This window comes from Sulfurimonas sp. RIFOXYD2_FULL_34_21 (genome assembly GCF_001830805.1).
Lineage (GTDB): Bacteria > Campylobacterota > Campylobacteria > Campylobacterales > Sulfurimonadaceae > Sulfurimonas.
The window spans coordinates 129,172-155,981 of record NZ_MICH01000006.1 but is presented as its reverse complement, the minus strand read 5'-3'; the positions used below and the strand labels follow the sequence as shown (position 1 = coordinate 155,981).

The 26,810-nt window shown below is 35.7% G+C and carries 28 protein-coding genes, 6 tRNA genes and 1 riboswitch; of the genes, 25 read left to right on the top strand and 9 right to left on the bottom strand.

The window, feature by feature from the left end; translation table 11 throughout:
• From guaB to gatA, 4 genes are all read right to left on the bottom strand, one after another.
• Nucleotides 1-1,446, bottom strand: a complete 1,446-nt coding sequence (gene guaB / locus A2530_RS04395) for an IMP dehydrogenase (RefSeq protein ID WP_294886004.1) — start codon at nucleotides 1,444-1,446, stop codon at nucleotides 1-3.
• 96 nt (nucleotides 1,447-1,542) lie between these two features.
• Complete coding sequence (locus A2530_RS04390; RefSeq protein ID WP_294886002.1) at nucleotides 1,543-1,797, bottom strand: hypothetical protein; 255 nt, start codon at nucleotides 1,795-1,797, stop codon at nucleotides 1,543-1,545.
• Nucleotides 1,798-1,826: 29 nt separating this feature from the next.
• Nucleotides 1,827-2,108 carry a heavy metal transporter gene (locus tag A2530_RS04385; RefSeq protein WP_294886000.1) on the bottom strand — a complete coding sequence of 94 codons (282 nt, stop codon included), beginning with the start codon at nucleotides 2,106-2,108 and terminating at the stop codon, nucleotides 1,827-1,829.
• Entirely contained in the window at nucleotides 2,092-3,441 is a 1,350-nt protein-coding gene (gene gatA, locus A2530_RS04380) for an Asp-tRNA(Asn)/Glu-tRNA(Gln) amidotransferase subunit GatA (RefSeq protein WP_294885998.1), read from the bottom strand. The genes A2530_RS04385 and gatA overlap by 17 nt, the downstream gene beginning before the upstream one ends.
• Nucleotides 3,442-3,624: 183 nt before the next feature.
• A riboswitch (cyclic di-GMP riboswitch) is annotated at nucleotides 3,625-3,712 on the top strand.
• 50 nt (nucleotides 3,713-3,762) lie between these two features.
• Here gatA and A2530_RS04375 point away from each other — a divergent pair.
• Nucleotides 3,763-4,695 (top strand): DUF4214 domain-containing protein, encoded by a 933-nt coding sequence (locus A2530_RS04375; RefSeq protein WP_294885996.1) that lies wholly within the window; start codon nucleotides 3,763-3,765, stop codon nucleotides 4,693-4,695.
• A 257-nt stretch (nucleotides 4,696-4,952) separates the two neighbouring features.
• Here the strand turns inward: A2530_RS04375 and ileS are convergent, their stop codons facing one another.
• Entirely contained in the window at nucleotides 4,953-7,712 is a 2,760-nt protein-coding gene (ileS, locus tag A2530_RS04370) for an isoleucine--tRNA ligase (protein ID WP_294885994.1), read from the bottom strand.
• Between the two features lie 123 nt (nucleotides 7,713-7,835).
• On the opposite strand from ileS, the gene A2530_RS04365 reads away from it, so the two are divergent.
• From A2530_RS04365 to A2530_RS04330, 8 genes are all read left to right on the top strand, one after another.
• Complete coding sequence (locus A2530_RS04365; RefSeq protein ID WP_294885992.1) at nucleotides 7,836-8,924, top strand: CinA family protein; 1,089 nt, start codon at nucleotides 7,836-7,838, stop codon at nucleotides 8,922-8,924.
• A 76-nt stretch (nucleotides 8,925-9,000) separates the two neighbouring features.
• A tRNA-Lys gene (locus A2530_RS04360) sits at nucleotides 9,001-9,076 on the top strand.
• Between the two features lie 12 nt (nucleotides 9,077-9,088).
• Nucleotides 9,089-9,165, top strand: a tRNA-Asp gene (locus tag A2530_RS04355).
• Between the two features lie 19 nt (nucleotides 9,166-9,184).
• Nucleotides 9,185-9,260: transfer RNA gene (locus A2530_RS04350), tRNA-Val, on the top strand.
• 26 nt (nucleotides 9,261-9,286) lie between these two features.
• Nucleotides 9,287-9,362 (top strand) — tRNA-Glu (locus A2530_RS04345).
• A 31-nt stretch (nucleotides 9,363-9,393) separates the two neighbouring features.
• Nucleotides 9,394-9,469: transfer RNA gene (locus tag A2530_RS04340), tRNA-Val, on the top strand.
• A gap of 25 nt (nucleotides 9,470-9,494) precedes the next feature.
• Nucleotides 9,495-9,571 (top strand) — tRNA-Asp (locus A2530_RS04335).
• A gap of 55 nt (nucleotides 9,572-9,626) precedes the next feature.
• Complete coding sequence (locus tag A2530_RS04330; protein WP_294885991.1) at nucleotides 9,627-11,396, top strand: ABC transporter ATP-binding protein; 1,770 nt, start codon at nucleotides 9,627-9,629, stop codon at nucleotides 11,394-11,396.
• On the opposite strand, the gene A2530_RS04325 is transcribed toward A2530_RS04330, so the two are convergent.
• Nucleotides 11,393-12,595 (bottom strand): FAD-dependent oxidoreductase, encoded by a 1,203-nt coding sequence (locus tag A2530_RS04325; RefSeq protein WP_294885990.1) that lies wholly within the window; start codon nucleotides 12,593-12,595, stop codon nucleotides 11,393-11,395. The two genes, A2530_RS04330 and A2530_RS04325, sit on opposite strands and share 4 nt — an antisense overlap.
• 271 nt (nucleotides 12,596-12,866) lie before the next feature.
• Between A2530_RS04325 and A2530_RS04320 the strand changes: the two genes are divergently transcribed.
• Nucleotides 12,867-13,955, top strand: coding sequence for a tyrosine-type recombinase/integrase (locus A2530_RS04320; RefSeq protein WP_294885989.1), 1,089 nt, complete (start codon nucleotides 12,867-12,869; stop codon nucleotides 13,953-13,955).
• A gap of 3 nt (nucleotides 13,956-13,958) precedes the next feature.
• Here A2530_RS04320 and A2530_RS04315 read toward each other — a convergent pair whose 3' ends face one another.
• The 3 genes from A2530_RS04315 to A2530_RS04305 form a co-directional block, all read right to left on the bottom strand.
• Entirely contained in the window at nucleotides 13,959-14,360 is a 402-nt protein-coding gene (locus A2530_RS04315) for a hypothetical protein (RefSeq protein WP_294885988.1), read from the bottom strand.
• 117 nt (nucleotides 14,361-14,477) lie between these two features.
• Nucleotides 14,478-14,633, bottom strand: coding sequence for a hypothetical protein (locus tag A2530_RS04310; RefSeq protein WP_294885987.1), 156 nt, complete (start codon nucleotides 14,631-14,633; stop codon nucleotides 14,478-14,480).
• A gap of 121 nt (nucleotides 14,634-14,754) precedes the next feature.
• Nucleotides 14,755-15,456 (bottom strand): hypothetical protein, encoded by a 702-nt coding sequence (locus A2530_RS04305; protein WP_294885985.1) that lies wholly within the window; start codon nucleotides 15,454-15,456, stop codon nucleotides 14,755-14,757.
• 150 nt (nucleotides 15,457-15,606) lie between these two features.
• On the opposite strand from A2530_RS04305, the gene A2530_RS04300 reads away from it, so the two are divergent.
• The 15 genes from A2530_RS04300 (at nucleotide 15,607) to A2530_RS04230 (ending at nucleotide 26,799) form a co-directional block, all read left to right on the top strand.
• On the top strand, nucleotides 15,607-15,837 hold the full coding sequence (locus tag A2530_RS04300) for a hypothetical protein (RefSeq protein ID WP_294885984.1): 231 nt from the start codon (nucleotides 15,607-15,609) through the stop codon (nucleotides 15,835-15,837).
• Nucleotides 15,838-15,973: 136 nt separating this feature from the next.
• Entirely contained in the window at nucleotides 15,974-16,609 is a 636-nt protein-coding gene (locus tag A2530_RS04295) for a hypothetical protein (RefSeq protein ID WP_294885983.1), read from the top strand.
• A 315-nt stretch (nucleotides 16,610-16,924) separates the two neighbouring features.
• Nucleotides 16,925-17,578 carry a hypothetical protein gene (locus A2530_RS04290; RefSeq protein WP_294885982.1) on the top strand — a complete coding sequence of 218 codons (654 nt, stop codon included), beginning with the start codon at nucleotides 16,925-16,927 and terminating at the stop codon, nucleotides 17,576-17,578.
• Nucleotides 17,575-17,886 carry a hypothetical protein gene (locus A2530_RS04285; protein WP_294885980.1) on the top strand — a complete coding sequence of 104 codons (312 nt, stop codon included), beginning with the start codon at nucleotides 17,575-17,577 and terminating at the stop codon, nucleotides 17,884-17,886. The genes A2530_RS04290 and A2530_RS04285 overlap by 4 nt, the downstream gene beginning before the upstream one ends.
• A 4-nt stretch (nucleotides 17,887-17,890) precedes the next feature.
• Nucleotides 17,891-18,667: an AAA family ATPase gene (locus A2530_RS04280; protein WP_294885978.1), complete on the top strand. Its 777-nt coding sequence runs from the start codon at nucleotides 17,891-17,893 to the stop codon at nucleotides 18,665-18,667.
• 209 nt (nucleotides 18,668-18,876) lie between these two features.
• Entirely contained in the window at nucleotides 18,877-19,137 is a 261-nt protein-coding gene (locus A2530_RS04275; protein WP_294885977.1) for a hypothetical protein, read from the top strand.
• Nucleotides 19,134-20,693: a MobF family relaxase gene (gene mobF / locus A2530_RS04270; RefSeq protein WP_294885975.1), complete on the top strand. Its 1,560-nt coding sequence runs from the start codon at nucleotides 19,134-19,136 to the stop codon at nucleotides 20,691-20,693. Before A2530_RS04275 ends, mobF begins: the two co-directional genes overlap by 4 nt.
• A complete protein-coding gene (locus A2530_RS04265) occupies nucleotides 20,690-20,920 on the top strand; it encodes a hypothetical protein (RefSeq protein WP_294885974.1) in 231 nt (76 codons plus the stop codon). The genes mobF and A2530_RS04265 overlap by 4 nt, the downstream gene beginning before the upstream one ends.
• Nucleotides 20,921-20,932: 12 nt before the next feature.
• Entirely contained in the window at nucleotides 20,933-21,178 is a 246-nt protein-coding gene (locus A2530_RS04260; RefSeq protein WP_294885972.1) for a hypothetical protein, read from the top strand.
• A 1-nt stretch (nucleotide 21,179) separates the two neighbouring features.
• Nucleotides 21,180-21,443: a hypothetical protein gene (locus A2530_RS04255; RefSeq protein WP_294885971.1), complete on the top strand. Its 264-nt coding sequence runs from the start codon at nucleotides 21,180-21,182 to the stop codon at nucleotides 21,441-21,443.
• Nucleotides 21,444-21,445: 2 nt separating this feature from the next.
• Nucleotides 21,446-23,170, top strand: a complete 1,725-nt coding sequence (locus A2530_RS04250) for a hypothetical protein (protein WP_294885970.1) — start codon at nucleotides 21,446-21,448, stop codon at nucleotides 23,168-23,170.
• Nucleotides 23,167-23,460: a hypothetical protein gene (locus A2530_RS04245; protein ID WP_294885968.1), complete on the top strand. Its 294-nt coding sequence runs from the start codon at nucleotides 23,167-23,169 to the stop codon at nucleotides 23,458-23,460. Before A2530_RS04250 ends, A2530_RS04245 begins: the two co-directional genes overlap by 4 nt.
• A complete protein-coding gene (locus tag A2530_RS04240) occupies nucleotides 23,460-25,379 on the top strand; it encodes a type IV secretion system DNA-binding domain-containing protein (protein ID WP_294885966.1) in 1,920 nt (639 codons plus the stop codon). Before A2530_RS04245 ends, A2530_RS04240 begins: the two co-directional genes overlap by 1 nt.
• Entirely contained in the window at nucleotides 25,376-26,581 is a 1,206-nt protein-coding gene (locus A2530_RS04235) for a toprim domain-containing protein (RefSeq protein WP_294885964.1), read from the top strand. The genes A2530_RS04240 and A2530_RS04235 overlap by 4 nt, the downstream gene beginning before the upstream one ends.
• Complete coding sequence (locus tag A2530_RS04230; RefSeq protein WP_294885963.1) at nucleotides 26,578-26,799, top strand: hypothetical protein; 222 nt, start codon at nucleotides 26,578-26,580, stop codon at nucleotides 26,797-26,799. The genes A2530_RS04235 and A2530_RS04230 overlap by 4 nt, the downstream gene beginning before the upstream one ends.
• Nucleotides 26,800-26,810: the final 11 nt, after the last annotated feature.

The following is a 26,810-nucleotide window of genomic DNA, read 5'->3' as shown; positions in this document are numbered from 1 at the left end:
CTATATATGATAATTAGGTGCTTCTTGAGTTATGATAACATCATGTACATGTGATTCTTTAAGTCCTGCACTTGTTATCTCTACAAACTCTGCTTTTTCCCAAAACGTAGGTATATCTTTGCTTCCGCAATATCCCATAGATGAGCGAAGACCGCCCATCATCTGATGAACGATTCCTGCAATGCTTCCACGAAAAGGAACACGCCCTTCAATTCCCTCAGGAACAAGTTTGTCTGCTGCCGTACCTTCTTGGAAATATCTGTCGTTTGAGCCTTTTTGCATAGCTCCTATACTTCCCATACCGCGGTATGATTTGTATTGACGTCCTTGAAACATTATAGTATCGCCCGGAGACTCTTCTGTTCCTGCAAGAAGTGAGCCTGCCATGATACAGCTAGCACCTACGGCAAGAGCTTTTGCAATGTCACCGGAGTATTTTATACCGCCATCAGCTATAACGGGAACACCGTGTTTTCTAGCGGCATCCGCACACTCTGAAATAGCTGAAATCTGAGGCACGCCGACACCCGCAACGATACGTGTAGTACAGATTGAACCGGGTCCGATACCGACTTTAACACCATCGGCGCCTGCTATGATAAGTGCTTCAACCGCTTCTGCCGTTGCAATATTTCCGGCAATTATGTCAACTTCTAAAGTCTCTTTTATTTTCTTAACAGTGTCTAAAATACCTTTTGAGTGTCCATGCGCAGAGTCTAAAACTAAAACATCACAACCTGCTTCAACCAATGCTTTTGCACGGTCAAATTGACCTACGCCGATAGCTGCGCCAACAATTAGTCTTCCGAAAGCATCTTTATTAGAGTGAGGATACTCTATGCGTTTTTTAATATCTTTGATGGTAACAAGACCTTTTAAATATCCATCTTTGTCAACAATAGGAAGTTTTTCTATCTTGTTTTTATGCATGATATCTGCCGCATCATCTAAAGATATTTCTTTATTTGCAGTAATAAGAGGCATTTTCGTCATAACTTCGTCTGCTCTTTTAGTCATATCTTTTTCAAATCTCATATCGCGGTTTGTAAGAATTCCTAAGAGTTTATTATGAGTGTCAATTACAGGAACACCGGAAATTTTGAACTCATTCATAAGAGCATTTGCATCTGCAAGAGTAGCATCCGGATGAACGTAAATAGGGTCTATAATAACACCGCTCTCACTTTTTTTGACTTTTTTAACTTGTTTACATTGTGTTTCAATGTCCATATTTTTATGAATAATACCGATTCCGCCGAGTCTTGCCATAGCAATAGCAGCTCTGAATTCTGTAACAGTGTCCATTGCAGCTGAAACCATAGGAATTTTTAATGAAATATTGCGAGTTAATTTACTCTCTAAAGATACTTCTTTTGGTAGTACTTCAGAGTACTGAGGTACAAGTAATACATCTTCAAATGTCAGGGCGCGTTTACGAATTTTCATGGGAATCCTTTTAAAGGGTAAAAGTTATTTAAATTCTGTGGATTATAGCTTTTTTGTGGTTAAAAAGAGGTAAAGCGGTTTTCACATGTATTTTTGTTAAATTTCATCTCTCTTCCAAGCAGTTATCGCATCAAGAAGAGTTTCAAAACCGTTTACTCTGGCGATAATAAAAACTTCATCAAAAACATAACAGCAGATATTGCCGTTTAACTCTAGCATAAAAACGGCATACTCTCCATCACGCACGTCTTTAGATATGACTCTCATACCATCAACAATGTCGTTTATCTCTACTATATCGTCGTATTCAACATCAAGCAGTTTTTTTCCGTCACTAATAAATGTAGCCATTTTTACCTCTTTTGCTATAAAGATTTTGATTAACTTTTTATTGAACCTATCGCGCAAGATATAAAACTTTTAGCTTTAAGACCGCTTTTTATAAATGTTCCTAAAATCTCATCGTCAATAGGGTAGCCGAGAGCTTTTACTTTTTTGCGAAAGAGCAATTCAGCTTCTTCATCTTTAATCTCAAGCGTAACAACTCTAGGCTCTTGTGTCAAATCAACATCAATCTCTCCAAACTCATCTTTTAGAGTTAGTTTTATATTATTTGCACATCCGCCGCATTTGACATGTAAGAGTTTAAAACTTTTTTTCATAAGATATCTCTTTTTCTAAACTAAGCGCACCATCAAATAGAGTCTGCTCCTCATAAGCATTAGCAATCAGCTGAAGTCCTATTGGCATACCTTCACTGCTTTTAGATATCGGAAGTGATAGAGCAGGGAGTCCTGCAAGGTTTATGCTTATCGTATAGAGGTCGCTTAAGTACATCTCCATAGGGTTTGAAAGTTCTCCAAATTTGTTTGCGGTTGTAGGTGCAACTGGAGAGAGTATCAAATCAACATCTTTAAATATTTTCGCATATTGGTCTTTTATGATGTGTCTAGTCTTTTGCGCTTTTACATAGTAAGCTTCATAATATCCGCTAGAGAGTACGAAGTTGCCTAGTAAAATACGGCGTTTTACTTCGTCACCGAAACCTTGGCTTCTAGTCTGGATAAAAGTGTCTTCAAGATTTTTACCGGTTACTCTGTTTCCGTAGCGAATACCGTCATAACGGGCTAAGTTTGTTGTAGCTTCTGCAGTTGCCGTAATATAGTATGCGGAGATATCAAATTTAGCGTCCATTAATTCGCGCTCAACTATTTCATGACCAGCATTTTTAAGAGCAGTTATAGCTAATTCGTAAGCTTTTTTTACATCTTCGCTTGCATTTTCTATATGTTTTGGAAGTATCGCGATTTTTAACTTTCTTGAAGCATCTAGTTTATCACTTACTTTGTCGTTTTTGTTCGCACATGTAGAATCTTTCTCGTCATGTCCGCTTATGATGTCATATAAAATTGCGGCATCTTCTACGTTTTGTGTCATAGGTCCTATTTGATCTAGACTTGATGCGTAAGCTCCAAGGCCGTAACGGCTCACTCTGCCATAAGTCGGTTTCATTCCCACTATACCGCAAAATGACGCAGGTTGACGGATACTTCCACCCGTATCGCTTCCAAGAGCCGCAATAGCAAGTCCAGCCGCAACTGCTGCAGCACTCCCGCCCGAACTTCCGCCCGGAACACAATCTCTGTTATAAGGGTTTTGGGTTTTACCGTAGAAACTTGATTCGGTTGTCGAACCCATCGCAAATTCATCCATGTTAGTTCTGCCAAACGGGCTTAATCCTGCGGCTATCATCTTTTCAATTACGGTAGCGTTATATGGAGCTATGTAGCCTTGAAGTATGTTTGAACCTGATGTAACAGACCAGTTTTTTACTTGAATATTGTCTTTTATAGCGATAGGTACACCATCACCTACACTGTTAACATCTATATAAGCGTTAAGTTCAGGGTCTGCTTCTATTTTTAATTTTAATTCATCTTTAAATTTTGCTAATTCTTCTTTACTTAATTTTAATGCTTCTTTTAATGTAATCACTAGTTTTCCTATCTTTATAAATTATAGTGTGTATTATAGCAAAATGTGTCTGTTTTTTCTTTAGCGGGATTTTTATATTTTTTATCTTACGCCCCTGTGAGTGAATCTCCACTTTCAAAACTATAATGTTTACAAATAAATTGACAATGTAAAAATTTAATAATATAATTCAGTTAGTCAATTTCTGACAAATGGCAACCTTAAATCGAAAGTATAAGGGCGCAAAGCTACCGGTCTAAGGGTATTTACCTATGACAGCGGGGCCGCCAGATAGCTGATATCTATTTGGCACTCTCATAAAAATAAACACTGGAGGGTCCTATGAACGACACAACTACAAATACAGTTGATGTAACAGATACATCTAACACAGATTCCGCGCTTTTAGATTTAACACAAGAAAATACTGCTGAAGCTTTTGTTTCAGAACTTTATTCAAACTACTTATACCGTGAGGCAGATGAAGCAGGTCTTACATACTGGGCAGGTGAAATTGAAAACGGCACACTTTCAGAAGCAGAAGTTAGCCAATCATTTCTGCAAAGCGAAGAGTATTCAGGTAATGTTGAGCCAATTATGAGGCTTTATTATTCTCTCTTAAAAAGAGCCCCTGATGAAGATGGCTTAAAACACTGGGTTCATGAGCATAGAAGCGGCTCTTCACTGGAAGATATTGCAGATTCATTTTTACAAGCTGAAGAAACACAAATGATTTACAATACTGATATGGATGATGAAGCATTTATTGCTTCACTTTATCAAAATCTTCTAAATAGAGCTGAGGTTAATGAATCTGAAATTACCAACTGGACAGAACAACTTGCAAATGGAATGAGCCGTTCTGACTTAGTTATACAATTCAGCGAATCAGATGAAAATATTGTTAATACTGCCGATGAGATTGAAACAAACGTTATACATCACGGAAATTCAAAGCATCAACAGACACAGAATGAACTAACAATTGGAGAATATGCACAATCTGCAGCAGAACAAGTAGAAATACTTTTTCAAGAAGCAGGAATGGAAGATATTAACATATCAGTGCATGTACCATCAGGGTTAGATGGAAAATCACCAAAAGGATTAAATGACAAGTTGCCTTCAGGATGGTTTAAATTTAGCACACAAGATAACCAAGAAACAGATGACAATCAGACATTACCTGAAATCACAGATGACGCGACTGCAGATATTACCGTTACTGGAGTATCTGATGTCACAACATCGGCTGAAAGTTTAATATTGATATAACCAAATTTAATATGAACTCTTTTTTGGCTTTATTGTCAAAAAAGAGTATCAATATTATACCCCTATGAGGAGTGGCACTAAGTTATTTCATTCTTTTTTGGTGTCCATTTTTTTAAGAAGAAGAAAAAAAAGCCTATAAACCCTCAGGGTTTCTCGATTTTTTCCCTAGCTTGACAAATGCTATGCCGATAGCTATTATGACAAATATCACAGCAATTGTTGCTATGATAAATGAGCTATCAACAGGCTGTGAAAAATCAGGCACTTAAAACCTTTGAACATCTTTTACATGTAGTTTCTTCATTTTCTGATTGATATTTCCAGCATCTCGGGCATTTTGCTTTTGTAGCTTTTGCAATGATGAAGGTATCACCATCTACGCTGAATGTTCCAAGATCTTCAGATGTCTCACCCTCAATAACGCCAGATACCACAAACCAGTCTTCAGCCTCTGTTTTATCCATTTTAAGAACACTTTTTGACTCTGTATATAGTACCAGTTCCAGAGTATTTTTTATGACTTTCTCTTTTTTAAGTGCATCTACTTTCTCGTAAAAACTCTCTCTTGCAGTAAACATGTAATCAACGTTGAAAGTAGATTTAACATCTTCTATGCTCTCATAAGTAAAGTCAAAGATGTCCTCTTTGTCTCCTTTGATGATAGCAGGAGCGTTCTCTACAATTTCATCCGCCGTATAAGTCAATATCGGAGCGATTAGTCCAAGAAGTGACTTGACGATAATTGCCATAGCACTTTGACTTGCGTTTCTTTTTGCGTCATCTTTGCCGTCACAATAGAGACTGTCTTTTGTGATATCGATGTAGATTCCGCTTAACTCGTTTACTATAAAGTTATTTAACAAGCTCATACCGTGAACAAAGTTATAACTGCTAAATGATTTGTGAACCCCGTCAAATACGCTTTTTGCTTCGCTTAAAATCCATTTGTCAAGTTCGCCCATTTGGCTATAGGGCGTAATGGTTTTTAAGTCATTGATATTTGCAAGCATAATTCTAAAAGTATTTCTTAGTTTGCGGTAGTTTTCAGAAGTCTGTTTGAGTATTCCTTGAGAGATTTTCAAGTCACCTTGATAGTCGCTTGAAGCAACCCAAAGACGAAGTATCTCACTGCCGTATTCTTTTAAAACAGATTCGGGTGCAACTACATTGCCCTTACTTTTAGACATTTTTTCACCCTTCTCATCAACGGTAAAACCATGTGTAAGAACTGCTTTGTATGGCGCTTTATGCTCGACTGCCGCACTTAAAAACATTGATGATTGGAACCATCCTCTATGTTGGTCGCTTCCTTCTACGTATAAGTCCGCTTGAAACTCCCCTGCATCGTAGTTGCGTGATTTTAATACTGAATACCATGTTGAACCGCTGTCAAACCATACGTCCAAAATATCAGTTACTTTTTCAAGTTCATCAGCCTTATATCCTGCACCAGGATAAAGGAGTTGTTCAGTCGGCATTGAGTACCAAGCATCACTTCCGTGCATCTCAAAGACCATAGCCGTAAAGTTTAAAACTTTCTCATCAAGCAGAACTTCGCCTGTTGATTTTACTCTAAAAAATGCGATAGGAACTCCCCAATCTCTTTGACGTGAAATACACCAGTCAGGACGGTTGGCAACCATTGAATTTAGTCTGTTTTTACCGCTTTGCGGGTAAAAAAGAGTTTTTTCAACTTCATCAAGTGCAATATTTCTTAGTGTTTTCTCTTCGCCGTTTGGAGTACCGTCAACACTGATAAACCACTGTTTAGTTGCACGAAAGATTAGAGGAGTATGACTTCTCCAACAGTGAGGGTATGAGTGCTTAAACTTTGATACATGTACAACACTCTCTCCCATAAGTGCAATTAAATCTTCGTTTGATTTAAAGATATGGCGACCTACAAAATCCTCTGCATTTGGAATTAAACCATCGCGAACGATTGTCTCATCATAGCAACCCGTCTCATCAACAGGCATAATGACATCCAAATCATAAACAAGCCCAATACGGTAGTCATCTTCGCCATGCCCAGGAGCAGTATGAACGCATCCAGTACCGTTTTCTACAAGTACATGTTCACCTAAAACTATACGTGATGTTCTGCCGTTTAGCGGGTTTATAGCTAAGAGATTTTCAAACTCGCTTGCTTTAAAAACATTTACGACTTCGCCGCTTATGATGTTTGATTCAACTAGTGAAGGAAGAAGTTTTTTAGCAACGATATAACCTGTGTCTGTTAGTACATAGTACTCTTCAGGGTTTAGCGAGATACCTGTATTTGCAGGAATCGTCCATGGAGTCGTTGTCCAGATAACCAGAGCTGCTTTAGAGTTTATGGATAGTTTAGCCTTTGCCTCAGACCCAAGTTCAAATGCTATAAAAATCGAATAATCCTCTTTGTCTTCATACTCGACTTCAGCTTCGGCAAGTGCCGTTCTCTCAGCCCAAGACCAAAAAACAGGTTTGCTTCTCTCGATAAGAAGACCTTTTTTTGCAACATTGCAAAGAGTGCGGTAGATGTTTGCTTCAAATTTATAATCCATAGTTACATAAGGATTTTCCCAGTCTGCAATAATTCCTAGTTTTTTAAACTCTTCTCTTTGAATGTCAACAAACTCAGATGCATGGGCACGGCAAAGTTCTCTTATTTTTGCTTTTTCTAAAAGCTCTTTTTTCTGTTTTCCGCCCAGCTTTTTTTCAACTTGCTGTTCAATCGGAAGACCGTGACAATCCCATCCCGGAGTAAAACGTACAGACTTGCCGTTAAAATAGTTATGTTTTATGATGATATCTTTTAAGATTTTGTTTAGTGCATGTCCGATATGCGTATGCCCGTTTGCATAAGGAGGTCCGTCATGAAGAGTAAAACTGTCGGCATCTTTGCGGTTTGCTTTCATCTTTTCATAAATTTTTTTATTGTCCCAAGAAGAGTATCTTTTTGGTTCGTTGTTTATGAGATTGCCTCTCATTTCAAATTTTGTAGTAGGTAAAAGTAGAGTTTCTTTGTAGTCCATATCTATTCCGAATCGTATAAAATTTTTGGATTATATCTAATTAAGGGTTATTTTATTATAAAGTTATTATAAACTAAATAGTACAATGAGTAAAATTATTTTTGCTAAAAGGCTATTTAAAATATGAAGCTGCACCTTCTGTTAATCGGTAACAAATTTATATATAACTCATCTTTGAGAGAGTATATAATCAGAAAAATTGAGCAAAAAGCAGATTTTATAAACTCTATAACTTTTTTTAAAGAGAGTGATAATTCACTGTTTTTGTATTTGGAAAAAGAGCTTAATTCGGTAAACAAATATATTATCATAACCACAAAACAGCACTTCTCAACTATCGGCAAACTGATTTGTACGGTTACGAGCGATAACCAGATTTTAAAAGACGGCACGCTTATTCCATCTAATAGCTCTATATTTGAAAACAACGGTTACTTGTTGTTTTATAAAGAGTCAGTCACGAATGTTTTATATATGGATGAAATGGAAAAGATGCCGGAATTATTGCTTAATTTTGAGGACTCTAAAGCAACTTTGCATCTCTTTGAAGAAGACAGAGAAAGTGCTATTGCCATGCTCTCTACGATAGCTCAGACTTATGATGTTAAAATTGATGTCGTTACTATAGTTGATGAGTGGTTAAGAGTAGATATTAGAAGTAAAAAATATGGAAATATATCTAAGTTTATTAATTCGGCAAAACAGCTTCTTCCAAAAAAAATAATAGCGTCAGCAAATCTGATAAGTTATGTTATTGATAGACTCTACTCATATAACAAAAAAATTGCTTTTGCAGAGAGTTGTAGTGGAGGATTATTGACCTACTATTTTACAAAAAACAACGGAGCTTCCAAAATATTAGAAGGCTCTCTTGTAACTTATTCAAATGGCATGAAAGAGAATTGGTTAGGAGTCAATGAGAATACTTTACAAAAACATGGTGCAGTAAGTAGTGAAGTTGTTTTAGAAATGAGCGAAGGAGTGATGAATGTTAGTAGTGCGGATTATACTATCTCTATTAGCGGAATAGCAGGGGATGGCGGCGGAAGTGAATATAAACCTATAGGTACGGTATATGTTGGCGTGAGAAGTAAAACCGAGCATAGAGAGAGTCGTTTAAATTTAAGCGGCGATAGAAATTATATTCAACATCAAAGCGTACTTTTTGCCGTCAAAATGCTACTCTTGATGGATAAAGAGATGTTTTTTTAAATTTAGCTATTTTTATCTTGACAATTAAAACCTATTTGCCTATAATTTCGACCTCTAAAGAAATAGAGGAAAAAATGTCTTGTTAGCTCAGCTGGTAGAGCATCTCACTTTTAATGAGGTGGCCGATGGTTCGAATCCATCACAGGACACCATTTTTTACATGCGCGGTGGTAGTTCAGTTGGTTAGAATACCTGCCTGTCACGCAGGGGGTCGCGGGTTCGAGTCCCGTCCACCGCGCCACGTTAGTTTAATTTTAAATGGGCGTTTAGCTCAGTTGGTAGAGCGCTACCCTTACAAGGTAGATGTCACAAGTTCGAGTCTTGTAATGCCCACCATTTAAAAACCTTTTGTTTATGAAAGTGACCCTTTCGTCTAGTGGCCAAGGACACTATCACTTCATGGTAGGGACAGAGGTTCAAATCCTTTAGGGGTCGCCATTATTTTTTGGTGTTATACAAATTTAAAAATGGGCGTTTAGCTCAGTTGGTAGAGCGCTACCCTTACAAGGTAGATGTCACAAGTTCGAGTCTTGTAATGCCCACCATTTTTAGTTATTCTTCTTTATATGCGCGGTGGTAGTTCAGTTGGTTAGAATACCTGCCTGTCACGCAGGGGGTCGCGGGTTCGAGTCCCGTCCACCGCGCCACTACCTTTAAAATCTAAAATATAATTCTAAAGACTCAAAATGATATAATATCAGTATGAATAACGAACCAATCACATTTAAATCAATTTTTAAACTTATATTAGACAATAAAAAAGCTCTGCTTTATGGACAGGTATTTACATTTATTGCTATTTTAATCAGCATACCGATTCCTTTGATGTTGCCTGTATTAGTTGATGAAGTACTTTTGCATAAACCCTCATATATCGTAAATAGTATTAATTACTTTTTTGGCAATACGACAGCTTTTAATTATATTGCTATTGTTACTTTTGCAGTAATTTTTTTAAGATTTTTATACTTTGTAGTGAGCATTATAGTCACAAAAATTTTTACTAAAATTGCAAAATATGTAACTTTCATGATAAGAAAAAGATTGATAGAACATCTTAAGATTTCATCTATGAATGAATATGAAACACTTGGAAGTGGCGCGATAGCTTCAAATCTTGTTACTGATGTAAATACTCTTGATAGTTTTATAATATCGAGTGCCAGTCGCTTTGTATCTTCTGTCTTTACTCTCCTTGCAGTTGGTGTCGTTATGGTTATGATTGACCCTGTTTTGGGAATTCTAATACTTGTTATTCAACCTCTTATTATGTTAATAAGTAAAAAGATGTCCAAAAAGGTCGGTGCTTTAAAAAAAGAGGAAAATATTGCAATAGAGGAGTTTCAAAATAGTATCGGTGAGACACTCGATCTTTACGGGCAGATAAAAGCCAGTAACAAAGAGAGCTATTTTTTCTCAAAAGCCGTAGAACAAGCAAATATTATGCAAAAAACATCAAATGAGTATGGTTATAAAAGTGTTGCTTATGAGAGACTATCTTATACTATATTTTTAGCGGCATTTGAGATTTTACGTGCTTCAGGTCTTATTTTGGTAGCATATAGTGACTTGAGTATAGGTATGATGTTTGCGATGTTTAGTTATATCTGGTTTATAATGACACCTGTTCAGGATATTCTCTCAATGCAGTATAGTTATGCTTCTGCAAAAGCTGCAATTGAGAGAATAAACAGGATACTTTTACTAAAAACAGAATCATCAAAAGAGAAAAAGATAGATAGTTCTAACGTAGATATTTTCATAAATAATCTTGACTTTTCATATATAAAAAATAAAAAAGTGCTAAGCGGTATATCGTTAGACATTAAGCATGGTTCAAAGATAGCATTAATTGGGGCAAGTGGGAGTGGAAAAACAACTCTTGCTCAAGTGATTTCAGGTTTTTATGAGAAGCAAAGCGGAGAGCTTAAGTATAACGGTATAGATATAGAAGATCTTGATAAAAGCTCGCTTAGAGAGAGAGTTTTTTTGGTGCTTCAAATGCCTATACTTTTCAATTCTACACTTCGCTTTAATATTACAATGGGAAATGAGAGTATAACCGATGAAGAGATTTATAAAGCTTTAGAGATGGCGCAACTCTTATTTGCAGTAAATGATATGAAAGATGGGCTTGACACTATTGTTGGAAAACACGGTATCAGACTCTCAGGCGGACAAAGACAACGTCTAAGCGTTGCAAGAATGATTATCGCAAACCCAAGTATCGTTATATTTGACGAATCTACATCGGCATTAGATGTTCAAACAGAAGCAAAGCTGCAAACAAGTATAAATTCATTTTTAACAAACAAGACCGTCATTACGATAGCGCATAGGTTAAGTACCGTTAAACATGTAGATATGATTTATGTATTAGATGATGGAAAAATTGTTCAAAGAGGCTCCCATAAGGAGCTTGAGTATGAAGAAGGACACTACATGGAGTTTATAAAAAATCAACTGATTTAGTTTTTTATCCTATTTTTAAATCCAGTATTTATACGTAAGCGAAGCCCAAAATGATATGCAGAAGTTATCGCTTTTTTAAGCAAATAAGCTGTGTATCCTTTTACTTTTATATATTTAAAGAGTTCACCTACGGCATAGTTTCCGCCTAGTGCAACGAAAACACCAGAAACATTGGCATTAAAAGCAAAAGAGTTCTCTTTGTCTATTCGTTTTCTTATAGTTTTTGCTACATACTCGGCACTTTTTTCTGCTATTTGAGCAGTAGGGGGAAGTATATTGCCGTTTTTATCCCTAATTTCTACACAATCGCCTAAGGCAAATACATTTTTTTTATCTTTTATATTTAATTCGCTATCCGGAATAAGCTGCTCAATTTTGTTTTTTGTATAATCAATTGAACTATTTAAATCACTTGCTTTTATTCCGCCCGTAAAAACCATAAAAGAGTAGGGCAGTTTTTGACCGTCTTTAAAGTAGATAAATAAATTATCAAGGTTATTTATAAAAGTATTTGTAAGAATTTTAACGTCAAGTTTTTGCAATCTTTTTTGAGTATTTAAGATAGTATATCTTCCCATTCCAGGTAAAATAGTATCGCTTGCATCAATAAGATATATTTTAATATCTTTTGCCGCATTACCTATAGTCTTGCTATGCACTTGAATTACATGTGCCATCTCAGCAGCAATTTCAACACCGCTTAGTCCGGCGCCGCCTATTACTATATTTATCTCATCTACATGTGAATCTTTGGTATCTAAGAGTTTTTTATATATGATATTTTCAAATTTTTGTCTAAAATTATATGCTCTTTGAAGATTTTTAATACCGTAGCTATGCTCTTTTAACCCATCTATAAATGAAAAAAAGTTTGTTTGCGCACCTGTGGCAATCACAAGATAATCGTAATTTATATCATTTTTATTTAGACATACACACTGTTTCTCAAAATCTATATCTTTTACTTCTTCATGTATAAAATTTACTCTCTCTTTAAAACCGCTACACCAACTGCTTAGATTGATAGCTATATCATGCATATCAAATCTTCCTGCAATATAGCCGTAAGCTTCTGTTTGTAGATAGTGGTAAGGATTTTTATCTATTAGGGTTATACTGACGTCTTCATATTTATATAAAAACTCTACTGCTCTTAGTCCGCCGTATCCACCGCCAATAACAACTACATGTTGAATCAATACTATCTCCCGTGCAAATTACAAAATATATTTAAAAAGTGGATTTTTATAAGAAGTGGTGGGTTCTGAGTGACTTGAACACTCGACCACCCCGTTATGAGCGTAATACCTCAAATATTTACCAATATTTACAAAATCTTTACTAATACCAATTTTAAGAGCTTTGTGAGCTATTTTTCAAAATACAGGCATTAACAAAATTGTACCTTTTTTTTATAAATTTTACTAAAAAAGTGGGGTAAAAAGTGGGGTAAGTTGCTATAATATTATTATGGGAACTAGAAAAGATTATATCAAAACAAAATATACCGGCATATATGTCAAAGAAGATCCAAAAACAAAAGTTAAAGCATATCTTGCTAGAGCAAAAGTTAATGGTGTTGAAATTGAGCAAATAGTAGGTTATTCTAACGACAAATATAAAACAAATCCTGCGCTAGCATATCAAAAGCGTGTAGAGCTTATAAATACTCATAAATCTGGTAAATCAACCAAAAAGATAGATAATCCTACACTTGATCAATTTTTTAATGAATTTCAAGAACTAAGAAAAGAAACTATCTCAAAAAAAAGACATTCAACAATTCAATATTTCTACAACAAATATGTTCCGGTGCATCTCAGAAATCAAAAACTATCATCTCTAACAAGCGCAGATTTGCAAAAAATAGTAAATCAGTTAATAAGTGAAGGTAAAAAAGGAAGTTATATTGTAACCGTAAAAGAGCTTTTTTCTCCACTCTACAAAAAAGCCATAGAGTACGGTATAGTAGAAAAAAACATAACAGACTTTTTAAAATTTCCAAAATATGACAATACTAGATATTTTTCTCTCGATGATGAAAAAATAAAAGAGCTGATGTTAAAGATCATGGATATACCCGATAATCACTATAGAGTTATGTTTATGTTTTTGCTCCGTGGCAGAAGAAGCAACGAGATACGATCTCTATGCTGGGAAGATATAGATATGAATAAAAAAATATATCTAGTTAGAGACTACAATAATAAAATACGCAAAAACCAAACTTATATGCTTGATGATGAAATAATCGAACATTTAAAACTTATAAAAGAAGAAAAAGGGCTAGTTTTTAAATCATCACGAACCGGTGAAAAATACACGGCTATACCTAAGAAGTTCTGGGGGCATCTACAAGCAGAAATAGGTATAAATATGAGAGTGCATGACTTTAGGCATTTATTAGGCTTTACGCTTGTAAACAATAATGTATCACTAGAATCAATACAAAGAGCTTTAGGGCACTCAAATATATCTGTTACACAAAGATACTCAAATCAAAAAGAATTAATGGGTAAACAAGCCGTTGATGTGTTTTTGGGGATTGGTAAGACGTAGTAGTTATGTTAATTTGAGATACATCCATTCATGCTTATTTGTCATGTATTTAAATTTCATTGATTCATAGAATGAAACTAAATTTTTATGCTCTTTTCCACCATCGGGGCGTAAAATTAAATATCTAACCCCCGCAAGTTTTGATATTTCCATTGCAGCTTGAATTGCATAAACTAGAAGCATTTTAGAAACTTTGTCACCAAAATGCTCATATATCAGATTTCTATGTCTATTATCTACAAAAAGATAGTCAATAATTACGGATGGAAAAGTTTTATCATTCAGTTCTAATTCACCTACAGATAACGCTATCAATCCAAGGCTACCTTTTATTGTTTTTGTAATATCCATTATGCTTGTAATTTGTGTATTGCCTAAAGCAGCATCCGAAAATATCTGAGACAATATTGCCTTCTCTCGTTCGCCTCTTACTGGATGAAACTCAAAGGAGTCAATAATTAAACGATTAGACTTTTTACAAGTTAAAGAAGAAAATTGTTTAAAATAACAATTAATCAAATATTAATCTCTGATAATATTAAGTTTAATTGCCATTACATCTCTTAAAAATAATTTTGGGGCTTTTGATTTTTCAACTTGTTGAGCATCATTACCCTTTAATTTAGGGACAGATATTGATTTTAATTGCTTATTTTTTTCATTGTATGAATACACCATTTTACTAATCCCCTTTTATTTAAGTTTAACTACATTGATTATAAAAGTATAATACCATATTTTAAATAACACTTAAATAATACAAAATGCAAATTAATACAAAGATCAAACCCTAAATTTTTTAAGCCTTTAACCGTTTATGATTATATTGATGATATAGATAATAATGATCTAGCCCTGCAACACTAAGAGGAGATTTATAATTTTCCATAATTTCATCTAGCTCTTGTTCTGAAATATTATCTCTTTGAGCGATTTCATCAAGATCAACTTTTTCGGTAATACCATCTTTTAAAAAATAATCATCAAGATTAATACATTGTATAAAAGGTTTAAAATCATTTTGTACTACATAAATAAAATAATCCCACATCTTTTCATTTTCAAGAAAATCTATGATGTCATAAACTATATGTAAACTATCCTTATCATTTCTGGAGGTATCTTGCTTGTTATCAAGCGCAAATCGTGATAAAGAAGAGTAGAAAGGATGATCATGAATACTAAATTGATTGTGATTTACTTTTATAAAAAATAAATATGAAAAATAAAAATCAAGTTGATACTCTGACAATGAATTAATAAATCTCATTTTTACATGTATAAAATTAAAATACTTACTTTTAAATGACTCTAAAAACTCCAAAGATGTATTCGGAGTTTCATACCTCATTATCGCCCCCGTTTGCAAAAACTCTTCAATATCTTCTTTGCTGAAGTATTTTTCAAGCAAAAAAATTATTGGGCGTTTTTCTTTTTTCCATTTATTCACCCCTTGAGGAGTAAATAATAATAAGTTAGAAATGTCTTTGGTCGTTAACATACAAGTTTATCCAAATATTGAAATATTATTACAACATTATAAAAAAAATAATATTAAAACAACATTATTAAGTAAATTTTAAAGGAAACAATATTACAATTGTAAAGTTTAATAAAGATAAAACAATACTGTTACAAAAAAGGTTTTAAAATGCAAGAAATAAAAGATAGAAAAATAAGTAACATAGAGCTAGAGCAAAAAGGATTAATAGTAAATGGGGTAGAGATCATCCCCCCAATACCAGAAAAAACCCAATCGCAAAAACGCACAAAAAGAGAGATAGAGTATTTTAAACTTTTCGGGAGGATATATTATCAGGAGAGCGATTTGATCAAATTCGCAGAAAAAAGTAAAACAAACAGAAAAAACGAAGTAGCATAGCCGCCTTAGTTCTCTCCTCGACCAAAATTTGAGAACTTAAGGCTTTAAAAACAAACAACACTTAAAAAAGCATTGTGTGACTACTATTATAACTCACATATCCTTATTAAGTGCCTAAAAAAATAAAGGTACGAAAATGAATAATGATACTTTTACAGATGAGCAGATGCTCAATTTGATCAATAACTATATAAACAAAAATACAAAGTTTGAGGTTAGCGAGTTTACAGGTGGTTATGTTTCAATCACAATAAACGCGAATAAAAAACAAGATACTTGTAAAGTGGCTCTTTTATTTGGATATAAAAACAGAAATAGTCAAAGTGTTATATTTGAGATAGATGAGAACCTGATATATATTTGGATAAAAGCTATTAAGTTAAAAATACAATCTCTTAAACTTGATAATACAGGGATGGATTTTAATGAAATTAATGGTTTGATGAACACATCGTACGACGTTCGTACGAAAACGCACTGTACCTTACCTCTACCTAATACCAATGTACCAATTACCTTATACCATGTACCTATTACCAAAGAAGAATTTCAAAATTTTAAGAATTTTTTAGATTTGAAGTTTTATCTAGTTGAACATAATAGAGATGATTTAGGAAATCAATTTGTGTATGAATTTGAAGAGATGGAAATATCAATCAGCGACGGTGGTAAGGCATATAGCCGTTCCAGCGGCAAAGACCTCGACCAAGCAACCAATGATAGATTTTATAAATTTCTATACAAGGAGCTTAAAAACGCACATAGGGAGTGAGGCAAGCTTACCCCTTGCCTAAGCCTCAATTCTTTCATTTAAGAGCTTGTATGAGCTTTTAAACGAGAGTTTTAAAACCTCGGGGGGAAATCCCTGGGCGAGTTGCCCAAAAAAAGTGCAGAAAGTAGCCATCAGCTTAGACCTTTCCCGCGCTTCCCGTCGGTACCAGACCCGTCACGATAGCAGTGGGTCCGAAGTGAAGCTATCTTACTTTATTTTTTTAAAAAATTTCCTAAGGAAAAACAACATGAAAAAGTTATTCTATTACTTAAGAGTAAAAACCAGAAAGTATAAACGGGATTGTCGAGGCTCAAAATGACTAGGGAAGAAGAAAAACAGCTATTGGCCGACCTTGTTTTCGCCAACCAACAACTAAGAGACAACCTACGAGAGCTTCAAAAGTTCGACAAACTCACTCAAAAGGTGAGCGAACTTGAGAAAATAGACACAGAGGCGATTGCTGAAAAAATAAACGACGCTAATATAGATAAATTTATCTCCGATATCGCTTACCGAATCAACCTTGACTTAAATAAGGTTTATACAAAAACCAATAATGCGCAAATCGAAGTGAAGGAAGCAGCTCAAAAGCTCAAAGATGGGGCAAAAGAATTAAACGAGGCCCAAAGCGGATTAATGCAATTGGAGAATATAGCCAAGAGCATAACCAAGGTCGAAGAGTTTAATAGGGCGCACAAAGTTAAAACATGGTACGCAGGCATTATAGCCGCTTTATTTTTAGGCGTTTTTTCAGGTTCAGCCCTCACTTACGCCAAGAGCGCCATGCTTGACGAAGCTGCCCCATGGATTGAATTCGCGGCGCAGAACCATGCCGTAGTCGAGCGAGAGTTTGAGACCGGTAAATGGCATTTGCAACTACCGCAAAATAGCCGTGATGTGACAGCTGAATACGGCAAAAATAGCAAAGATATAATCACATTTGCGACCAAACAAGAGGTACAAAGATGAAAACATTAAAAGAATTCAAGGCAAATTCGCCCCCAAAAAGGCGAGTCTCAAAACTTAAAACCATCCAAAACGAGGTATTAGACTTATATAACTCAGATTACCAAGTAGAACAAATTCAAGAGTTCGCTAAATCGCAAAACATAAATGTATCAGTAAGTACCGTCAAACGGTTTTTAAGCAAACTTAAAGCTTCATCAAAATTTTCTTTTACGAACTCATCGGCGAAGCCGATCGAAAAATCACAAGACAACGGCGTAAAACCGCCTAACCCATTTTTAGAAAAAATCAAACAACAAGCACAGGAGTAACCACATGAATAAGATCTATGTTATTACGAATTATAAAGGCGGTGTCGGCAAGACAAACACAGGCGTAGCCCTAGCGTGCGTATTGCACAATTCCGGCAAAAAAGTTAAGTTAATAGAGCTTGACAATAACAACGAGTCTCTACTCTTTAAAAACTCTAAGGTACTTTCCCAAGAAAATATCAAAAGCCTAAAAATCGATAAAAAAGATGAGGCAGTCGCGGACATGCTCTTTGATCTTATGGGAGACCCAGACATGAACTACATAGTCGATATCGGTGGCGGTGATGATACATATCCAATCATCGAGAAACTCAAGCAGGTTAACCGTCCTAAAACATGGATAATTCCAACCACTAAGATTAAGAAATACCTAGCCAACGCAGTTGCAACATATAACGAGATTGACGACCCAGACAACACTATATTTTGTCTCAACATGTACTCTGATTTCTCAAAAATCACAAAAGAGTTTATCTACTTTTTTGGAGATCCAAAAATTGGCATAAAACCATACTCACCAATTTTCGCAAAATCAAGAACAATAGGTATTCCGTTCTCTCATCATTTCGAGATCGCAGCGGATGACGAGCAAACCATCCTGGACTTGGCTCAAATATCAATTCAAACAACTCAAGCCGAAGCCGAAGAAGAGTTTTACAAGGCCGCCGATGGCAACCGTGAAAAATTTCACAAAATGATGATGCTGTATTGGCGCAGCCAAGAGGCGGCTCAAGTTTTCGCCGAGATTGAACAAAACTGTTCAAGTGAGCTTTTGGGGTGAAAAAAGCACAAAAGCTCACAAAAGAGCAGAAAAGCTCACTCAGGTTCACAAAAGTTCGCGAAAAGCTCACAAAAGCTCACTTAGGTTCGCCAAAAGAGCAGAGAAAGCTCACTTATATTCGCTGTACCAATGCCACATTTAAAAAAATGTGGCGGTTTTGGGTGTAATTTGGGTGTAAAAGAGCGAAAAATCAAAAATAAGGAGTAAAAATGTTAGTTTTATATTATGTTGATGTATGTGCTGATGACCCAGATTTTAGTTACGAACTAATCAAAGATATTGTCATAGCCCATCAAGAACAGTATGGCGACTTAGTATTTGTAGCCGGTATATCCGGCACGAATCTTGAAAAAGATTTAGGTTACACGCTTAAAAACAATTTTAAGTTTATGACTTACATTAAGACGCGAATAATAGCTTTTAGACTTTTTTTAGCGGTTCGCAAATATCAAAAAAAGCATAAAAAATGACAACCGTTCGTAAATTAGGTATGGCGCAAGCTTCTACCTATTACAGTAAAGACAACTACTACACGCAAGAGCGAGGAGAGTTTTTCGGCAAGCTTAAAGCCGAGCTAGGTTTAGGAGGCGACCTCACTCACGAGAACTTTACTCAACTTTTGGAGGGAGTTAATCCCTCGACAGGCGAGTCGCTTACTGCAAGTAAAAGCAACAGAAAAAGCAATGTTCCAGCTTTTGATTTTACATTTTCGCCATCAAAAAGTATAAGCATAGCTTATGAAGCAGCCCTTGCAAAAGGTGATACCGTCCTTGCCGAGATTTTGGCAAAGGCTCACGATAACGCAGTTAATTCTGCCTTGTCTAATATAGAGCAAGAGCAAATTAGAGCAAGAGTTCAAAAAAACGGCAAGAGACTGAGCGTAAACACATTCTCTTTAATCGCCGCTAAATTTCAGCACGATATTAACCGCAATTTAGACCCTCAGCTGCATACTCACTCAGTTGTATTTAATATTACTAAGTGTGCCGATGGCAAGTTTAGGGCATTGGATGCTGCTCATCTTTTAAAAAAAGGTTCACCGATTATTAAAAATATCGGGCAGTTTTATAGAGAGAGTTTAAAAGCTGAACTGGTTAAGGCAGGTTTTGAGCTAAGAGATGTTGACAAATCAAAGAGTTTTTACGAGCTTAAAAATGTAAGTGATGATTTAATTCAATCATTCTCAAGTCGCAATATAGCCATAAAAGCAAAAGTCGAGGAGTTAAAAAAAGAGTATCCAAATATGAGTAAATCTCAGTTGAGTCTGCGAGCGTTTTTTAATACAAGGGTTAGCAAAAAAGAGGTTGATCGTGACGAGGTTCGGGCAAAAAATGCAGAGTTGATATCTAAACATGTAAATATCGATAAGTTGCTCTCATCTTTACGCCGAGCAGTTCCACAACAGCAACAGCAAGAGCCAAGCGATCTAAAAACCGATGAGCTTAAAAAGCTTATATCAATCGTAAAAAGTGAAATCTCAAATAAAAAACACCGTACCACTTTAAATGTCGCAACTCAAGTTGCCGCCAAAATAGATACTCCTATATCTATTTCAACACTTTACAATCAAATCAAAAATGAGGAGGTAAAAGAGCGAAAGCAGTTACAAACCATGCACGAGGTACTTATTAATGCCTTACAATCCACTAAGTTAGACACAGAGAAGTTATTTTCAAGTCTCAAACATATAGATAAACACCACATCGAAGAGGTATTAGAAAATGGAAAAACAAGAACCCCAAGTGAGCGAGATAGATTTATTGCAAGCTTTAGTTCAATCACAGGTGAGCTTGAGCGAGCAAAACAGTCTCATAATAACTATGTTGGAGACCTTACTACCACAACCGCAGAACGAGGAGTCGGACGAGGTGAGCTTGAAAGATATGATGATGTTAATGCTAAATCAGCAGGAATTAATTATCCAAGCTTTACAGCTGAACAAATGGCAGAGTACAACCGACGAGGTAATGAAGCAATCGCAAAAGAGCGAGCCGAGAAAACCCAAAAAGGAGAAATTGAAAGATGAACCAGACAGAGTTGATTAATGAGTTAAGTTCAGCAGCGCAAGAACTTGACCATAACCGCGTTTCGTGGATCGATAAACACTATGTAATCGACCTCAAAAACAAAGCTTTGATTTTAATAGAGTCAATTGCAAGATTTGAAGAGCAAGAGCGCGAGGCGGCAATGCAAGCAGCGACAGAGTTTTTAACTGAGATAGAGCCGGTTATTCAATTACTACCTAAAAAATAAAAAGGATTAAAAATGTTTACGAAAAATCAAAAATTAAATTTTATTATCATGGACCCAGCGGGAGGCAATTTTTTGCCACTCATCCCCAAATCCGCGCAAACTCAAAAATTAGGCGATATCGTCATGGACCTATATGAGTCTTTAACGGCAGATGAAAAAAAGGTTATCGAAACCCAAATTTGCAAACTAAGAGCAAAAGGTGTGATATTCAATATGGGTTTGAGCGATTTGAGCAAACTTGAAAAGAAAGGATTATAAAATGAGTGAAAAAAAACAAAATACTATAAAAGATGAAATAAGAGAGCTTGTATCTTTAGCAGGCTTTGAAGAAGCGAAGGGGCTTACGGTTGCTCAAGCGGCTCATCATTTATGTGTGAGCGTAGCGCGTTTACATCAAATGAGGCTGGCAGGAAAGGGACCTAAATACCACAGAGAGGATGGGAGGCTTTTATATTCACCCTTAAGTGTCATGGCCTTTCGTGCAAAAAACTCAATCAACCAAAAAAAATATAAAAGGATTTAGAGATGGACTTCATAGCAAAAAAATATACCATACTTATTAGCCAAGAGCCTATTACACTTTGGATTAAAAATAATCAGATCCAGCAAGCTAAATTCATGGACAAGCGCATCCAATTACAGTTAGATTTGGAGGCTATACGCCAGATAAAGGATCAACCATCCAAGATAGTTAACGGTAACAATCTTGTTTCAAATGAGAATTTCACGAAATCAGTTTCTCAGATGATGAGTTCTCAGCTAAATCTTGCGATCGCTAAAAATGATAAAAAAATCCTCTCAAGATTTGCGAGGAGTTCACTTATACCAGAGCAAGACAAAGACCGCTTTATCGAAGCAATCAACCGTCCAAACGGTTTAAGAGGCGTTTTAGTCCGTACAGTCAATCGAACTAACGCTATCTTCCAAAACATGGCTAAAAAAATTGATAAATTTTTCGATAAGATAAACGGCAAAATTGCTAATAAAGCATTGGATAAACATTTAAGCGAGTACCAGCTTAATTTCGTCAATCGTGCTCCGCCACTAAGTGAGCAAGATGTTAAACAACATGTAGATGGTAAGTTAATGGCACTTGCCGAGCAGTTCCACACTAAAAACGGGATGAATAAAAGACAGGTTCATTTTGAAACCACCCAAGATAAAGTTCTTTTAAATGAGTTTTTAAAAGAAGCGGTAGAAAAAGGGTACCCGCTCAAGGACTCCAAAATAGCTCTCTACAATATAGAGAATCAGTCCCGCAAAACTGCAATCATGCATTTTCAAATTGATAAAAACAGTGAACTTCAGTCTAAAATCGATGATCTCCAAAAAAAGCTAGCAGTTCATCATCAAAAAAATGAAACTTTGCAAGATTATGATGTTTTGATGAGAGTTGAATATAACCTTGATAATCGTTATGAGCTGCTTCTCAAAAATCAAGAGTATCAAAAAATGGATGAGGCTTCAAAAATAAAAACCGAAGAAAAGTATTTATTTCGAGCCGAGCCTATCCAACAGCGTGCGGAGGAATTGCAAAATATTACCGAGCTTGTTCAAGCAGCTCAACCACTCATGGAGACCGTTATTGACAGAACCCCAAGTGTTGATTTTTTCAACTCTCAAACTAAAAAAGAAATCGAAAATCTTTGGAAAGATGCTCAAGTTAAAAATAGAAAAACCGCAGAGCCTACAAGAGATTTTATGAATATCAGTGCGGTTAAGTTTAACGGAGTTTCAGAGGATGCCTTGAATAAGTGGGCAGCTAACGCAAAAAGCAATTCAATAGTCGATACAGCCACCATTGATAAATTCGTTTCCGCTAGTTTGAGAAACGCAGAAGAGCTTGTCAAGGTAGGTGTCATGCTAAGCCCAGAACCAGGTATTTTTAAATTTGCTGATACTCTTGCAAAAGAGAGTTTATATAAGGGTTTTGACAAGACCGTAGGCGAGATTTCAGAGCTAAATAAAGGCAAAGAGATAACCCGTGAAATTGCACCTAAAAATGAACTCAAGGAGCGTCTGGAATCTATCTCATCGCCAGAGAGTTTCCAAAAGATGGTTATGCAGGACGGCAAAATCGACCCCGTTGCACTCCAAGAGTACACGCAAAAAATAGTCTCATTATCAGCTGCAATCCACACCGAAAATAAGGCAAATGTTATTACTCCAGAAGATTTACAAAGAGCGGGGCAAGGGCTTGACAAAAGCAAAGAGCAAAAACAAGAAAAAGTAGGAGGATATGAGAGATGAGCGGTGTAAAAAAATTTTATATGCAATTTGGCAACGGTGAGAGTAGTTTAGAGGCAGAGAGTGATAAAACGCTCTCTCTCAAAAATATAAAACATGAACCAAAAGACCAAATCAAAGATGAGGCTCAAGAGTTTGCCCTTGACGAGACCATGGAAAAGCTTTTTGGAGATATTCAAATTTTAGATGTAAGTGGAGGTATGGCGACAATCGCTATGCCTCTACAGGTTTTAAAGCTCTTAACTAAATTTTCAGAGCTATTAAAAGTGGATGAAATGGAGATAGGGCGATGATGGATTTAATTTTATTTGCTGCGGCATTATTTTTTACTATTTGGTATTTCGACCGAAAACGCATGGAACAAGGGTTTTTATTTTATCGCAGACCTCTCTTAGCTCCGAGAGGTACATTTGGTTCAGCTCCAAATCCTAAAAATATTATACAGGGTTACAAATGGATTGATTATAGAGATTTAAAAATTAAATTTAAACACGATAAAAATACAAATACGGTTTACCTTGATAATTTTAGGTTTTTTGATCATTTCGTTGAAAAATCGAAAATACCGGAGGGAGTTAAAAATAAAATAGAGAAAGAGACGGTTATATCGCTTGACGCAAACAAGCTCACGCAGGGGGTATGTATCTTCGGAGCAACCGGGACAGGTAAATCTGAAATGTATTATTCTCTTATCACCCAAAATTGGTATATGAGAGCTTTAATACATGACATTAAACAAGATTTTATCAAGTTTTTTTATAAAAAAAACAGAGATATAATCTACAACGGCGGGCTTGATGAGAGATCTCATATTTGGGATTTTATGAGCGAATCACCACACATTCAGCAGGCGTTCTTCACTAACCTCCTTTCTTCAATGCTAGGCGAGAAAAAGGACTACTTTTCACAAGCTGCTCAAAAGAGGTTTACAGATACCACAAAAGCTATAGTGTCTATCTATAAAGATGAGTCCACAGAGAAAAAATGGATGTTATTCTTAACTGCGATCAAAGACCTAATTGCTTCTATGAGTAGCGGCGAGAGCAAGAGTGACGGCGACGTCTCAAAAACAATGGATCAAATTTTAGAAATATTTGAGTTGTCCGCATACTTTATTATCAAAGGGAAAAGAAAAACTTTTGTTATAGAAGATTTCTTTAAAAGAGATTCTCAAGCAAAGCTCTATCTATCAAACATAGAAGCTTATAAACCAGCTCTAACACCTATCTTTACAGGGTTTATAGCGGCGTTCACTATGGTTCACGCTAGTTTAGACTCTTATGCAGCCAAAAAAGGAGACTACACATTCTATTTGTTAGATGAGTATTTGGGGTTCTTAAATTACCTTGATAAAGACACAGTAGATAGAATTCACTTAAGACTTAGAAGTTATGGATGTTGCCCTATATCTGGTTTGCAGAAATTACCAGAAAAGCAAGAATTAAAAGACACCATTCTCTCATCTAACTATCTTCTTATGTATTTTGGCGGTAGTGGTAAAGATGTTGTAGATAGTTTAAGTGACAAACTTGGTAAAACCGAATATTGGTATGAGGAAGAAAACCTAAGTGTAGACCACAAAAAAAATAAAAACAGATCATACTCTAAGCAACAAAAGAGCATGACACTATTTTCTAACGATATGATGCACGGTTTGGGAGAGAGTTATTCTCACATCTCTTTCTTTCCGTTGCTTACAACAATTTATAGAGGATATACACCGCAAATTCCACTCAAACAAATAGCAGAGGATATCGTAGCTACAAATATAGATGAGTTTTATAAACTCAAATATAAAGACTTTACCGTTCGTGAAGTTTCAAGTTTTGAGGAGATTTTCGAGACTCAAAAGAAGCTCTCTAAAATTGAAGAATACAAGTTGTGGAAAAAGTTCCAAAAGACCGCTGAAAATAAAAAGCCCAGCGATGATGATCTGGCGAAATTCAAAAAAGAGAACAAACTTGAAGAGGTTGATTTAGAGCTTTTATTTAAAAAGTATATTTTAGATAAACAGATACTCGATAATAAAATGAAGCTTTTTAGCTTAAACGAGAGAGTGGAGCTTAACGGCAAATGGCAGAAAATTCAGGGTGACCCGGAGCAAGAACTTAAGTTTATTGAAGAACATAACCTCTTCGGTGCACTTCCGGGCTTTTTTGACTTTAAAACTAATAGCGGCGAAATTGATTTTGATGCGGAGAATTGGGAATGAGTAACAAAAGATACACAGATCAAGAGATAAAAGCTTTTATCTCAAAAACAAACGAGCTGCTAGTTTTGCAAGACCCTCTTCCAGTCTTGCAAGATCTAAAGATCGATTTTAAAGAGAGCGGCAATGATAGTTACAAAATAAATGTCCGCGGAGAAAAAACAAAGTCAGCATATATCTCTTTAAAAAAATCAAAGTGGGTTTACCGTGATTTTGGAAACGGCGGAGGGCATGGCTCAATCGTTAATGTTGTTATGGATTATACAAACAAGCCATATAAAGAGGCTCTTAATTACTCTTTACAGACTTTAGGCGTTAAAAATTATCTTGAAGAGGCTCTTAATTCAAAACAGCAAGACTATCAATTATCTCAAGCAGACCGCGAGAGAATTGCAGCTCAAAGAGAGGCTAATAAAACCCGTGAGAGTTCTCATCCTATTTCAAGAGTTACAAGCGTTTATGAAGTCTCTTCAAATCAAAATGCAGTCGACTATTTGGCAGGGCGAGGTATTGTGAAGATCCCGCCGCAACTCAAAATTATCAACGGCGAATACGAAAACAAAAATGGAGAGCTTAAAAAGGTTTACGGTGTGGGAGTTTTAACCAGAGACGGCAAGGGTGGAGATATTCACTTCTTACAAAAATTGGGCGACCTCAAGAGTATGAGTTTGGGGCAAAGCGATATCTCTTTTTTTTCAAACCCCAATTCAAGCAAGGTATGCGTTTTTGAAAGTAAGCTTGATATGGCTTCTTTTTGGCAGCAAATGCCGTTAGATGGAGTAAATATCATTATTGCAAACAGTGTATCAAATGCTCTCAAGGTTGCAGAAGTGATAATAGAAAATAGTTTTGAGCCTCCAATGATATTTAACCAGAATGACTTAGCCGGATATAAATTCACCGCTCAGATAATGCAAGAGGCGAATATACCAGAGGTTAAATGTATCAAATACGACATCATGGGCGAGTACAAGCAAGATATTAATGATTTACTTCTTAAAGGCGAGAAAATCGCAGATAGAATTGAGACAAGAGATAAAGAATTTTTCGAGAATATAGCTACATCTTTGGAAGCTATCCAAAAAGCTCAAAATAGCTCAAAGATAGAACCTATGACAAAAGAAGATTTACAAAGAGCCGCTCAAGGGCTTGACAAAGCAAAATCTAAAGAGCAAGAAAAACAAGTAGGAGGATATGAGAGATGATATTTTCCTTTACCCATAACTTTAAGCTCATAGCAGCACTCAAAGATCAGACCGCACGACATGTACAGGAACTCAAAACTGATGATGAGAAGATGTTGAGAGTTATATCAAGTACTGGAGAGGCGCTTTATCTCAACGAGATAGAGTGCTTTATAGTTAATGGCACGCCCAGAACTAAAAGAGAGACTTTGAACTATCTTGACACTATTTTTATATAGGGGTTTGTAAA